Source organism: Kamptonema formosum PCC 6407, assembly GCF_000332155.1.
Taxonomy (GTDB): domain Bacteria; phylum Cyanobacteriota; class Cyanobacteriia; order Cyanobacteriales; family Microcoleaceae; genus Kamptonema; species Kamptonema formosum.
This window is the reverse complement of sequence record NZ_KB235903.1, coordinates 1,129,918-1,143,210: the sequence shown is the minus strand read 5'-3', so window position 1 is coordinate 1,143,210 and position 13,293 is coordinate 1,129,918. Positions and strand designations below refer to the sequence as shown.

The 13,293-nt window shown below is 41.8% G+C and carries 12 protein-coding genes; 4 read left to right on the top strand and 8 right to left on the bottom strand.

Annotated features, from left to right (window positions below; translation table 11 throughout):
• Nucleotides 1-285: 285 nt before the first annotated feature.
• Nucleotides 286-1,386, bottom strand: coding sequence for a site-2 protease family protein (locus OSCIL6407_RS0109985; RefSeq protein WP_007356314.1), 1,101 nt, complete (start codon nucleotides 1,384-1,386; stop codon nucleotides 286-288).
• Nucleotides 1,387-1,849: 463 nt separating this feature from the next.
• On the opposite strand from OSCIL6407_RS0109985, the gene OSCIL6407_RS0109980 reads away from it, so the two are divergent.
• Nucleotides 1,850-3,211 carry a P-loop NTPase fold protein gene (locus OSCIL6407_RS0109980; protein ID WP_007356315.1) on the top strand — a complete coding sequence of 454 codons (1,362 nt, stop codon included), beginning with the start codon at nucleotides 1,850-1,852 and terminating at the stop codon, nucleotides 3,209-3,211.
• The gene (locus OSCIL6407_RS0109975) at nucleotides 3,153-5,222 is read left to right on the top strand and encodes a tetratricopeptide repeat protein (protein WP_148288849.1); all 2,070 of its coding nucleotides are present in this window, start codon (nucleotides 3,153-3,155) and stop codon (nucleotides 5,220-5,222) included. Before OSCIL6407_RS0109980 ends, OSCIL6407_RS0109975 begins: the two co-directional genes overlap by 59 nt.
• 2 nt (nucleotides 5,223-5,224) lie before the next feature.
• On the opposite strand, the gene OSCIL6407_RS0109970 is transcribed toward OSCIL6407_RS0109975, so the two are convergent.
• The 7 genes from OSCIL6407_RS0109970 to OSCIL6407_RS0109935 form a co-directional block, all read right to left on the bottom strand.
• The gene (locus OSCIL6407_RS0109970; RefSeq protein WP_007356317.1) at nucleotides 5,225-5,524 is read right to left on the bottom strand and encodes a type II toxin-antitoxin system RelE family toxin; all 300 of its coding nucleotides are present in this window, start codon (nucleotides 5,522-5,524) and stop codon (nucleotides 5,225-5,227) included.
• A 10-nt stretch (nucleotides 5,525-5,534) separates the two neighbouring features.
• The gene (locus tag OSCIL6407_RS0109965) at nucleotides 5,535-5,774 is read right to left on the bottom strand and encodes a hypothetical protein (protein ID WP_007356318.1); all 240 of its coding nucleotides are present in this window, start codon (nucleotides 5,772-5,774) and stop codon (nucleotides 5,535-5,537) included.
• Nucleotides 5,775-5,867: 93 nt separating this feature from the next.
• A complete protein-coding gene (locus OSCIL6407_RS0109960; protein WP_019487177.1) occupies nucleotides 5,868-6,707 on the bottom strand; it encodes a M56 family metallopeptidase in 840 nt (279 codons plus the stop codon).
• Nucleotides 6,707-7,129 (bottom strand): BlaI/MecI/CopY family transcriptional regulator, encoded by a 423-nt coding sequence (locus OSCIL6407_RS0109955; RefSeq protein ID WP_007356320.1) that lies wholly within the window; start codon nucleotides 7,127-7,129, stop codon nucleotides 6,707-6,709. The genes OSCIL6407_RS0109960 and OSCIL6407_RS0109955 overlap by 1 nt, the downstream gene beginning before the upstream one ends.
• A 457-nt stretch (nucleotides 7,130-7,586) precedes the next feature.
• Nucleotides 7,587-8,216: a PEP-CTERM sorting domain-containing protein gene (locus OSCIL6407_RS0109950; protein WP_007356321.1), complete on the bottom strand. Its 630-nt coding sequence runs from the start codon at nucleotides 8,214-8,216 to the stop codon at nucleotides 7,587-7,589.
• A 449-nt stretch (nucleotides 8,217-8,665) separates the two neighbouring features.
• A complete protein-coding gene (gene feoB / locus OSCIL6407_RS0109940; protein ID WP_007356322.1) occupies nucleotides 8,666-10,459 on the bottom strand; it encodes a ferrous iron transport protein B in 1,794 nt (597 codons plus the stop codon).
• The gene (locus OSCIL6407_RS0109935) at nucleotides 10,459-10,707 is read right to left on the bottom strand and encodes a FeoA family protein (RefSeq protein WP_007356323.1); all 249 of its coding nucleotides are present in this window, start codon (nucleotides 10,705-10,707) and stop codon (nucleotides 10,459-10,461) included. The genes feoB and OSCIL6407_RS0109935 overlap by 1 nt, the downstream gene beginning before the upstream one ends.
• A 447-nt stretch (nucleotides 10,708-11,154) precedes the next feature.
• Between OSCIL6407_RS0109935 and OSCIL6407_RS0109925 the strand changes: the two genes are divergently transcribed.
• Together OSCIL6407_RS0109925 and OSCIL6407_RS0109920 are read left to right on the top strand one after the other, a co-directional pair.
• Nucleotides 11,155-12,078 carry an MbnP family copper-binding protein gene (locus OSCIL6407_RS0109925; RefSeq protein WP_007356325.1) on the top strand — a complete coding sequence of 308 codons (924 nt, stop codon included), beginning with the start codon at nucleotides 11,155-11,157 and terminating at the stop codon, nucleotides 12,076-12,078.
• 9 nt (nucleotides 12,079-12,087) lie between these two features.
• Nucleotides 12,088-13,260, top strand: a complete 1,173-nt coding sequence (locus OSCIL6407_RS0109920) for a methanobactin export MATE transporter MbnM (protein WP_007356326.1) — start codon at nucleotides 12,088-12,090, stop codon at nucleotides 13,258-13,260.
• The last annotated feature ends 33 nt before the right edge of the window (nucleotides 13,261-13,293 follow it).

Here is a 13,293-nt window from a genome sequence, read left to right as displayed (position 1 = left end):
GGGGAGAGGGGGAGGATGGCGGCGTTACGATCTTTTGCGTAAGTCCTATAAGTGTGCGATCGTGAGTTGTAAAAAACGAAGAAAACAGAAGCAATCTCAAGACCTTGAGATTGCTTCTGTTTGCTCACAATGAGACAGAATATTATGTCCAGAACTTACTAACTACCGAGATATAGGAACCGCCAAGGTGATTGCAAGGTGATTAGGACATTCAGAATAGCTGAAACCCTTAATTCTATTCCCTTCTTCCCTAGCCCCTAGCCCCTAGCCCCTAGCCCCTAAATATTAAGCAGGCTTGGCTTCCGATCGCGTTTGAAGTAAACGGATGATTCCCGATTTTTCGATTAGTCCTACGAGTACGCCGTTGTCGCGAATTACAGGCAGTTCTTGTACTTTCAATTGTTCTAGCAGAGTGGCGACTTCCAGTAAGGATTGATCCGGTTGAACTGCTGTAGAAAAATTGATCGGTTGTATGAGTTCTTTGACTTGAACTTCTGGCCAGTGAGATGTGGGAATATTTTTGATGTCATCAGCGGCGATCGCGCCTACTAATTGTCCCGCTTCCCCTGTGACTAAGAATCGCGCCCAGGGAGTTTTGCCGATGATGTAATCGTTGGCGAATTCTCTTATAGATAGGTGTTCGGAAACGATTGGACTGTCTGGGGTGACGGCATCTGCTGCTGTTAATCCTGCGAGTTCATTTTGAACTTTAGCTGATTGGGCGGATTGACCTGCATTTTGCCACAGGAACCAACCGATTAATATGTTCCAGAAGTTACCAACGAATCCTGAGATAATGGCGATCGCACCTAAGAGTTGACCGACGCGGCTAGCGAATAGCGTGCCTTTGTAAGGGTTGCCGGTGATTTTCCAGACGATCGCTTTGAGGATGTTTCCGCCATCGAGGGGTAAGCCAGGAATTAAGTTAAATAACCCCAGGGCTAAGTTGATGTAGGCTAGCATTCCTACGATCGCAGCGATCGGGCCTGTGATGGGTAATGTTGCGCCGATGGTGGTGAGTAAGGCGAACAGGATAATGCTGACTAGGGGGCCTGCGATCGCTACCCAAAATGCTTCCCCTGGAGTTTTTGATTCTTTATCGAGGTTGGCTAATCCTCCAAATAGAAACAGCGTGATCGATTTCACGTCAATTCCCTGTTTAATGGCTACCCAACTGTGTCCTAATTCGTGGGCGAGTACGGAGGCAAATAATAGCAATGCTGTGACTAATCCCAGCACCCAAGGCGATAGGGGGCCTAAAGCAGGAAAGCTTGCGGCTAGGAATCTGCCGTAGTCCCAGGTTACTAATGCCAGGACTAAAAACCACGAGGGATGCAGGTAAAATGGGATTCCAAACAGGTTGCCGACGCGAAATGTACTGTTCATTTGGCTACCTCTAATTTTGAGATAAGAGCTTTTTTTCTCTTTTGTATGTACTGATTGTAACGAATTTTAATCATGGTTTTAATTTTTCAGGTGGGTGGTATCCGTCTGTTGAGGTTCGGTTTTGGCGATTGGGGGGGATTGTAGAGGCTTAGAGGGCGCGGAGGGTTGTATTTACGGGGCGGTTGAAACCGCGTCTACACAGGCAAAACCAGCCTGCGCGGGTTGAAATTAATTGTATTTACGCGGCGGTTGAAACCGCGTCTACACATACAAAACCCGCCTGCGCGGGTTGAAATTTGATTTTCTTCACTAGACGGTTTTAACCGCTTGCGATCCAGAAAAGCCTTTCTCCCAAGTAATTTTGTCTAATAAAGCGTTTTTTGGTAAAATTCAATAATTCAAATAAATTGAGTTTGATCGGTTGTCAATAATGCTGGCAATACATTTACTAAATTAAAAACTTATGACTTCTCTTCCTATTCACCGCGCAACTACCCTCAAAACTGCTTATCAAGTTTGTAATCCTCTCCAATCTTTGGAAGGGGCAGACCTCGATCGCTACTACGTTGATTTATCAGAAGTCCGCAAAACGGAAGCGATCGCAGGTGTCAGTAATATTTTAGACTTTCAAGAACCCGAAGAATTTACCACAATCTTGTTTACAGGACATCGGGGCTGCGGTAAAAGTACCGAATTGAAACGAATTCAAAAGCAGTGGGAAGTCAATTATCGCGTCATTTATCTGGAGGTGCAAGAAGAAACCGATATTAATGATGCCAGTTATACAGATTTCTATTTAATTGTCATCAAGCGAATTGAGTTTGAAATGCGGCGGCTAGGATTGAAATTAGATCCTCGGCTGATGGATAATTTTGAGGCTTGGTTTAAGGATGTCACTAAAGAATCAGAACGAACGGTTGAAAGTTCCGTAAGTGTGGAAGCGGAAGCAACTTTAGGCCCAGAGGCTCCATTTTTAGCAAAGTTGTTGGTCAAGTTACTGGCGCAAATCAAAGGCTCTGATAAACAAAAAACAACAATTCGCCAAAATTTAGAAAAAGACATTTCGCGATTGAAAGCAGATATCAATTTACTTTTAAATGATGCTGTCAAAAAACTGCGAAATAAGTTTCCTGAGTATAAAGGCTTTCTGATTATCTTTGATAATTTAGACCGCGTTCCTCCCAAGGTAGCAAACCATTTATTTTTTGACTATGCTGCTCAACTTCAAGAATTGAATTGTACGATTATTTATACAGTTCCGCTTTTAGTTCTTTACTCATCTCAAAATGCCATAAAGAATTTTGACTGTCCTCACATTGTCCCGATGGTCAATATTTATGAATTTAAGCGAGATGATTGTGACTTAAACTATAACGAATTTAACTTAAATGCTATGGCTGGTTTAATCGATCGCCGAGTTGAAGTTGATAAAATCTTTGATTCTCGCGAACAATTGCTAGAATTAGCAAAAGCCAGTGGCGGCCATGTTCGCCAACTCATCCAGATCATGCGGACGGCTTGCATAACCGCCAGCGGTCGCGGTCATGCTAAAATAATGGCTGATGATGTTACTTACGCAATCAAACAGGAACAATTTAACTTTGAGCGAATTATCCCGCAAGATCATTATCCATTTTTAGCTCAAGTTTGTTTGACAAAAAATATTAATAAAGATGAAATGAGCGAATTGATGTTATTCAATCTTTCGGTTTTGGAATACAACGGTAAAAATCGATGGAACTATCCGAATCCGGTGGTGAAGCAAAATGAAGAATTTCAAAAAGCTCTCCGAGATGCGAGACAATCAAATGTTAACCCAGAATGATCTGGATTCAGGAATTGAGCAATTTCTAGATGTAAATCAGCAGGCATTTACTGACCTTTTGACCTTTGTTGATTTTTCGGAAAAGTTTACGATTGGGTTTGTGGAAGTTAATTTTAATGCTGAAGCTGATTTGTTGATTGATGCTTTAAAAAATCATCTCATTTCTCAAGAAAATCAATTTGAGGTTTTGGAGTTTGATGAGAATTTACGCTTTCTCCGAGACGAAATTGTGAAAATTTTACCGACAATTCAACTAGATGCCAATAAAAAATTAGTTTTAATTGTGCGGGGATTGGAAAAGTCTATTGGTAAATTTGGGGAATATCCTCCCGTTTTACAAGACCTTAATTTTGTGCGAGATGCTTATAAAACCAGCGTTCCCCATCCGATGCTGTTTGTTTTGCCAGACTATGCGATTACTCGTTTGGCGAAGTTTGCCCCGGATTTTTGGGCGTGGAAATCTGGCGTATTTCTCTTTAAAACTACTCAATTTACTAGAGATGATGCCGTTGCTCGGACTCTAGATTCGGAAAGGAGTTTTAGTACCTTAAAAACCCCAGAAAAGCAAGAAAGAATTGAACTTTTAGAGTCTTTGTTGATGGACTACAATCCGAGTCATTCTGGATCGGCAAAAAATCCTAGTGCTTGCAGCAATATTTTACATCAACTGGGAGTAGCTTATCTCAGTCAAGGAAATCCAGTGAAGGCGAGAGAGCATTTAGAGAAAGCTTTGGAGTTGACAACCCACAGTAAAAATTTATCGTTGCAAGCTGAAGTCTATAAAGAATTGGGTGCAATGTATCGGCAACAGCGACAATTTTCGGAGGCCATGAGAGTATATCAAACATCGCTGGAAATTGTCCGAGAACAGGAAAATCGTCAGGGGGAAGCTAATGTTTTGTATGGTTTGGGGAATATTTGTCGAGATTTGCGGGATTGGCAAAAAGCAAAAGATTATTATCAGCAATGTTTAGCAATTCAACAAGAAATTGGAGATTTTTATTCTCAAGCAAGTACGTACCAGCAATTAGGATGGGTTGCAAAGGAAATGTGGGATCAAGCTGAAGCGGAGCATTATTATAAAAAAGCTTTAGAGATTTATAGTGAGTATGGCGATCGCGCAGGTATGGCAAATTCTTGGGGACTATTGGGAGATATTGAACGATATCATGGTAATTGGAATGAAGCGGAACGGTTGTATCGGCAATGTTTGGAAATAATGACAGAATTAGGCGATCGCTCTGGGATGGCAACTACTTGGAGAGCGTTGGGAGATATTGAGCGATATCGCGGTAATTGGGATGAAGCTGAGCGACTGTTTCGGCAATCTTTGGAATTAAGCACAGAATTAGGCGATCTCTCTGGGATGGCAAATTCTTGGAAACTGTTGGGAGAGATAGAGCGAAATCGCGGTAATTGGGAGGAAGCTGAGCGACTGTTTCGGAAAGGTTTGGAAGTTATGACAGAATTAGGCGATCGCTCTGGGATGGCATCTTCTTGGGGACAGTTGGGATATATTGAGCAACTTCGTGGCAATTGGGAGGAAGCTGAACGACTGTATCGGCAATCTTTGGAATTAAGGACAGAATTAGGCGATCGCGCAGCTATGGCAATTTCTTGGCGATTGTTGGGAGAGATAGAGCGAAATCGTGGTAATTGGGATGAATCTGAGCGGCTGTATCGGAAAGGTTTGGAAGTTCAGACAGAATTGGGCGATCGCTTTGAGATAGCACCTTTAATTGGTTTTTTGGGAGCAGTTGAACTAGGTAGGGGTAACTTAGATGTCGCAGAACAATTTTTAACTGATGCTTTAGAAAGATTTAAAGAAGTGGAATCACCTTGGTACATTGCTTACGCTAGTTTTTTTCTTGCTCAAGTCTGGCGAAAGCGCGGTAACGCAGAACTCGCCCAACAACATTACAACACCGCCCATCAAATCTTTCAGAAATTGGGAGCCGCGAAAGACTTAGAAAGAATCGAGCGAGAATGGCTCACAGATACTCAAGACTAAAACTACTCTAACTCAGCAAACAAATCTATTAAATCCTCATAATCATAAGGCGGACGCTTCTTAATCCCTAATACTACTACCTGTTCAAACGCATCATCAACCGCATAGATAATGCGCCAAGAATCTACTCTAATTCGCCTTGGTTCCCAACCTGCATCAAGGGAAAATTCTAGTTTAATACTATTAAAAGGGCGCGGATTTTCCACTAAATCTTCAATAATTTTCTTAATCCGCTGGCGAAAAACTCCCGGTAAATTTCGCCTCTCATTATAGACAGAAGCCTGTACACGAACTCGATACATTTAAACAACCTCAATCTTTCTCCCAGTCATCTTTAACCGCTTCCCAATCCAACCAACCCGCTTTTTCAGGACTCCCCCCCGCCTCTCGTAACTGACTCATTGCTTCTCGAAAAATCCCCTCATCTTCCCGATCTTCTATCCAATCTAATAAAGCTTCCCAAGCAGCAACACTCAACTGCACCGCAGTCTTTTTACCACTAGCATCAACCACAAACTGAGCTGATTTCAAGACTTCTGTTACATTTGTCATTTTGGCTAACCTGTAAAGGCAACAATTTCTATGACTTTATAATGATTCTATCACACAGATTAATTTTACTCAAGAAATGTCGCAGGCGATTGCCTAATTGTGAAACGGCACAGTTACTAAGGGCGAAAGCGTTAACAGTAACCAACTCCAAAACCAAGGATTCAGCTTTAGCAAATTTTTTTGCTCTCCTAAAAGTGCTTCTATTCTTTCCTCTAATCGATGTTGCGGGCCCACAGCACCAATAATACAAATAATATCTGAATATCGGTGCGGATAGCTGGCTACCAATAGCAAAGCTTCAGCTAATAACAGAGAATCAACTTGACTAGCAGCATGAGCATCCGCACGTATTTCTCGCAATACTAATAGCTCTTCCCACAATGCTTTAGTCTGGGGTAGCCAAGCTGTAACTTGACGTAGCCAACCCATCCAGAAAAACCAGAAGGTATCCCGATAATAACAATGTGCTTGTTCGTGGGCAATAACTGCTTTGAGATGATCTCGATCGAGGGTATTTAGCAATCCTGTACTCACTGTGAACTCTGGCTGCCAAAAACCAATTACAGCCGAAAAAAGAGCTGGCGTGTTCAAAATTCTGACTGATTTTCCTACAACTTTTTTGAGAGGATAGCTCCGAATTTGTTGTAAAAATAAAGTGCTATCTATAGCTAGCTTTATACAACAAATTACTGCGATCGCTAAAAAAGAAAGCGATAACAAGTAGCTTAACCATCCATCCCAAATTCCTACCATTTCTCCTCCTGGCCCCATGAATAAAACGGCTAGGAATGTCACGATTAAAAGCAGCGGCGGAAACAGAAAAAACAAAAGCGATCGCTGCCAACGTTCTGACCAGTTTCCAATTGGAGAAGACCATCTTAGCCTGAGCGACCAAGAGATTCCCAGGGCTGCTAAAATCAGGATTGCGTGCATTATTTTTGCTCCTCCCTCGCTCGACGGACAGCCTGTATTCGTTGGGCAATTGCTTCTATTTGTTCTAAGCTAGCTTCATCGAGACTATCTGCAAAAGCCGCTACTATATCCGGGTTTCCTACTGCTAGAAATTGCTGCAAACGATTATAGGCGAATATTGCTTGAGCTTCCTGACTAGAAACTAGGGGTTTCCAAGTGAATGTTCGCTCTGTTTTATCGCAGGCAAGCCAACCTTTTTCTGTCAGGCGACGCAGCACTGTTGTGACTGAAGCATAAGCTAATTCGCGGTCGGGATCTGCTAAAATCCAGTCATGTACTTCTTTAACTGTAGCAGAGTTTAGTTCCCAAACAATATTCAAAATCTCCGCCTCTAAAGGGCCAAGAGATAGTTGTTTAGGGCGGTAATTAGGCAGCGGTGTCATAAGATCAAATTTGGTGGCATCAGTATTATTTAGGCTAGTAAATTGGGTAGATCCCACATCTATCCAACCTACTAATTATTTATTGATTTTGATGCCAATGGAATCGATAGATAGTTAGGTACTAGAAGCTAGGATGCTTAGGGAAGAAGATAATAAATTGGTTTCACTAACTTAGAACATCCTAACCACCTTGGCGGTTGCTCTAACTATTAAATTTCGCTATCCTGGGCATCTTGTAGATCGCGATCTTACCTGAATAGTTTAGAAAATTATAATAATTTTTTTGTAGTTCCTTAAAAAGGACTTACGCATCGAGTCCCAAAAACCAGGTTTCTGGAACTCGATGCGTAAGTCCTATTAAATAAATTTGGGTCGAGAGGTATTTGCTACAACCACACTCTGACAAGGCTTTAACTTAGCTTGTTACCCCGTCGGCCCGTTAATGTATGCTTTGTTTCTAGGCATTTTGCTTAGTGCGACGACGACGAGCAGCAATCATCCCGCTAGCACCTAGTACCATACCAGCAATTGTGAAAGGTTCAGGTACAGATTCTACACCGATACCATTAACATCAAAACCATCGCGATCGCTACCAGCAGCAGATTTATCTACTAGCTTTAGGTATTGGAAAATGCCATCAAAACTCAGGGAAGCTCCTTCCGCTGTATTATAAGCACCATCTGCAATATTCTTGATCAAACCCAGACGAGTCCAAGCGCCATCTAAGCTATTGCTGGCAAAAATTTCTACTTGCTCGTCATAAGCTGACTGTTTGCCATTCTTATCTCCCCAAGTAGTTTCCCAGAGTGTGACCTTGTTTGTAAATTGCGTACCGAAACTGAATATCGCAGAACCGCCTACACCTAAGCTCAAAAAGTCCTTAGTGCTGCTGTAAGCATTGAGTTGAGGAGCACCCAGAGCATTAGCCGCATTTCTTCTATAAGCTTCTTTAATGCCAACGCCTTCGTTAAATTCTTCGACGTTAGTTGCAAAAGTGAGAGAACCCGCAAGAGAAGGAGCGGCTACTAAGGCTGTTAAAGCTAAGGAAAATGGTATGGCGATCGCACTTTTAAGGGTAGTTTTCATAGTCCTGCCTCGTCTTCGATGGTTAGTGGTGGTTTCTTCTATGATTCCATCGTGGCACAGTTTTTCTAGGGTTGATAGTTGTGAGGTGAGACTTTATGGAATCATTATATTCTCAGCCATTAATGTAAATTTTGTGTGAAATTAAGTGGGCAATTCTTAATTTATCTGAAAAATAAATATTACTAGATAGTCAATAAAATGATAAGTAGGGGGACATAAACAAACGCCATCATGTCCTTGCTTGTACCTCGCAACTGTGCTTTGCTTACCTCCCCATGACACGCATATATATCAACAGGACTTACGCACCCAACCAAAGAAACCGGGTTTTTTGACGAAAATACTTCGTTCTGCCTCCTGCCTTCTACCTCCTGCCTCCTGCCTCCTGCCTTCTGCCTCCTGCGTGACCCACATTAGCTAGAGTTAGTTAGCTAGAGTGAGAGAATATTCTAAAACCCTAAAGCCCTTGCACCTTGGTAAAAAATAAAACTTGCTCCCCAAGCTAAAGCTATTGACCATAGCACGGAAAGCCAAGCAAACTTGGCGCTTTTAGACTCACTTTTAAGTACCGCAATTGTGGACAGACAAGGCACATACAGCAAAGTAAAAAGCATAAAACTATAAGCTTGTACCCAGTCTACCTGTTGCGCGATCGCACCCATCAAATCTGCATCCTCAGACTTGCCATAAATCACCGCTAAACCACCCAAAACAATCTCCTTGGCAATAAACCCAAACAGTAGCGCCACTGTCAATTGAGGATTAATCCCAATTGGGTCAAAAATAGGCTGTGTCAACTGACCAAGTATTCCCGACAAAGTTTGAGAACTTGCAGGTGGTAGGCCCGGAGGCAAATTATTCAGCGCCCAAATTGCTACTACTCCAAAGATAATAAACTTATTCGACCACTTGACAAAGTGACGAACTTCGCACCAAGAACGCAGTAACATTTGCTTAAAAGTGGGAAAGCGATAAGGCGGCAATTCTAAGATAAAAGGCTCTTTACTCTCAAACTTACCCTTAAACAAAGCCGCAGTTAAAATAGCTGCAACAAAACTCAGTAAATACAAACTAAACAACACTATAGGTGCAGTTTTAGCTGCAAATAGCGCCGTACTCATAAAGATGAATACATTCAACCGAGCCGAACAAAGAGAAAAGGGAATTACCATCATTGTCAACAACCGCAATCCTGGCGATCGCATTACCCGCGTTCCCATAATTGCGGGGACGTTGCAGCCAAATCCCATCAACGACATCACAAAAGATCGGCCATCCAATCCCATTTTCTGCATCAAAACATCCATCAAAAATGCCGATCGCGATAAATAGCCACTATCTTCGATCACCGCCATGCAGATAAAGAACAGCAAAATCACGGGAATAAATGCCGCTACCGTCGTCATCCCAGTATAAAGACCGTCAATTAAGAAACCCCTAAATAACTCTGGTACTCCTCCCAGTAGCGGTTCTAAAGCATTAGCTTGAATCCAATCAAAGCCAGAGCCTAATAACTCCTGCATAGGAGTTCCCAGAGCATATACTGCCTGGAACATCAAAAACATGGCTGCAAAAAATATCGGCAACCCCAACACCGGATGCAGCAGCACCGCATCTAGTTTAGTTGTCCAATTTTCTTTAATTTGATGCGGGACGTGAACGGCAGCTTTTAACAAACTTCCCATCTCGTCAGCTATTTGGCGATCGCTCACTAAATGCTCATTAATCTTACCAACAGAAATCGCCTTTTCCTGACGGTTCAAACTATCAGTAATTGCTTGGTAAGCAGTTGCGTAACCCTGACCGTATTTAGCACTAATAGGCATCACAGGCATCCCTAGATGCTCTGACATTTTCTGTTGGTCAATATCGACCCCAAATTGTGGCGCTTCATCTGCCATATTTAGCAGTAACACCGCTGGTACACCTAAACATTTCACCTGCAAAGCTAGGCTAATTTGGCGGTCAATTTGAGTAGCGTTGAGAATCATCAGCACTAAATGTATGGGATTATTCTCAAGAAAATTTCTTACTACTTGCTCATCTTCCGAAAAGCCGTGCAAGTCATAAATCCCTGGCAAGTCCACCATTTCCGCTGCTTCATTCCCCAGTTGGACTTTTGCCACCATCAAATCTACAGTAATCCCCGGCCAGTTACCAATCCTAGCATTAGCGCCAGTAATGCGGTTAAAAAAAGTTGATTTCCCCGTATTTGGCATTCCCACAACTGCAATCTGTTTCATCAAAGTTCTCCCGATGTTACATCCGTAATTTTAATTTCCTTGGCATCGTGGCGACGAAGCATAATTTCTGTTGTCCCCACGCGGACGTGGAGTGGCCCGAAAAATGCTGCCCGCCGAATCATTTGCACTTGTCTGCTGGCGCGAAAACCCAACGCTCGGAGCCTTTGTTGCAAACCTTCGTCAGCTTGTATTCCTGAAATAGTGGCGCTTTGACCGGGCAACAAGTGCCCTAAATGTATTTGTGACATAGTATTAGAATGATTAAGAGGGTAATTTCTCATTAAATAATTGAGAATTATATTCATAATATCACTACTTAAATTACATTAACCTTTGCGGAAATGACCGTGAAATGGGCGATTGAGGCAAATTCACGGATAGCCACAATTTTATTTGTTAACAATGATTTAATATTACTCAAAATCACTAAAAATTTATCGATCGTCATTATTAATAATTTTTCCTGTTAATTTTAAGTGTGACAGCCTGTCATTTGACACTGCGAGTGGGAAAGTGTGAGAATCTGAAAGCCGATTTAAAACTTACAGCAAATACCACGTTTATGAAGTACACCCGACAATCAATACTCATTAAGTACAGGGGAATGTCGCGTCCGTACTCGAATTTTATGTACCTCATTTACCTAAAAAGTGCTGTGTAGTTTAGGCATTCACCTTAGCTGCTATTAATTTTAGATGAAAAGACAACTATTGCTAGCATCTACTGCCGCTACAACTCTTACTATTGCAGGTAGCTATGCGGCATTTACTTGGACTCAGGCCCAAGCACAAACTCCTCAAGAAGTGGAGATTAAGTTTAGCGCGAGAGTCGGCAATCAACCCCTTGACTGCGGCAAAAGCTACAGTAATTTAGGTAAGCCTGCCACTACAGTTACACCCACTGACTTCCGGTTTTATGTATCCGATCTTGCCTTAATTGATGCTAATGGGAAAGTTGTACCTATTAGTTTAAAACAAGATGGCAAATGGCAATACCAAAACGTTGCCCTTTTAGATTTTGAGAACAAAGCTGGTGCTTGTAGTAATGGAACGGTGGAGATGCGCGATCGCGTCATTGGGACAATACCCAAAGGCAACTACAAAGGTTTGCAATTTACCCTCGGCGTTCCCTTCAACCTCAATCATAGTGATGCAGCTCTTGCCCCTTCTCCTTTGAATTTAACATCTCTCTGGTGGAACTGGCAAGGTGGCTACAAATTTTTACGTATTGATTTGAAAAACGAAAGCGGAACTAAGACAAATGCTTCAGAGAAGGAACACGGACAGCATGGACATGAAGGAAATCAAACAGGTTTTTCTATTCACTTAGGTAGCACAGGATGCCAAGCATCAGGAGATAACCAGAAACCGAATAGTTGTAGTAATCCTAACACTACAAAAGTAATTCTTAGCAACTTTGACACTAATAATAATACAGTAGTTGCTGATTTGGAACCGTTAGTTGCTAATAGTAATTTGGAAACTAATCAACCAAATACTCCACTAGGTTGTATGTCATCACCAAATGACGGCGATTGCGCTGGTATTATGACCAGTTTAGGTTTGCCTTTTGGCGGCAAATCTGCTGTTAAACAGACGTTTTTTACAGTTAAAAAATAGAATTGTATAATGAAGTTATCTCGGTTGTTAGCCTTCATAGCTGCCTGCATTTTATCATTTTTTCTAGCCTTGGAATTGAGTAAAACTTTGTCAGCTTCCAGAGGCGCGATCGCGATGACTTCACCTCTAGTTTATCAGTGGAATATCCCTGATTGGATGCCTAAGCCAATTGTACCAGCAGATAACCCCATGAGTACAGAAAAAGTAGAATTGGGGCGGCATCTTTTCTATGAAAAACGCTTATCAATTACTGGAAAATTTTCCTGTGCCTCCTGTCATCTTCAATCCCAAGCTTTTACCGATGGCAAAACAGTAGGAATCGGTGCCACTGGTGAAAAACACCCGCGCAATTCTATGAGTTTAGCCAATATTGCCTACAATTCTGTGCTAACTTGGGCAAATCCTCTACAAACGCAGTTAGAATCTCAGCTATTAGTTCCGTTATTTGGCGAACATCCTATTGAATTAGGAATGGTAGGAAAGGAAGAAAAAATTATAAGTTTTTTGGGTCAAAATCCTCAATATCAAAAATTATTTGCAGAGGCTTTTAGGGAAAGTAAAAATTCAATTACTATTAGCCATCTGGCAAAAGCTATAGCTGCTTTTGAACGGACTCTAATTTCTGTAAATTCTCCCTACGATCGCTACCGCTACGGCGGTGAAGTCAATGCTATTTCTGCCGCAGCTAAACGGGGTGAAGAGTTATTTAACAGCGAACGTTTAGAATGTTTCCATTGTCACGGTGGCATTAATTTCTCTGATTCTATCATGCACGAACGTTTAGCTTTTAAAGAGATTGCCTTTCACAATACAGGCCTATATAATATCGATGGTAATGGTGCTTATCCGCCTGACAATACAGGAGTTTACGAGATTACAAACTCTCCTTTAGATATGGGAAAATTTAAAGCGCCTACCCTTCGTAATATTGATTTGACTGCACCTTATATGCACGATGGTAGTATTAAGACCCTTGAAGAAGTTATCGATCACTATCAAGCGGGAGGGAGAAATATTAAGAAAGGAATTTTTGAGGGGGTAGGCAGTGAAAATCCACTAAAAAGTAATTTTATTAATGGTTTTAAGTTAACAGTACAAGAGCGGGAAGATTTGCTCGCTTTCCTGCGAAGTTTAACGGATCGAGAGTTTATTAATAACCCGGCATTCAGCGATCCAAATTAGTTTATAACCGCAGGAGGCAGAAGGCATGAGGTG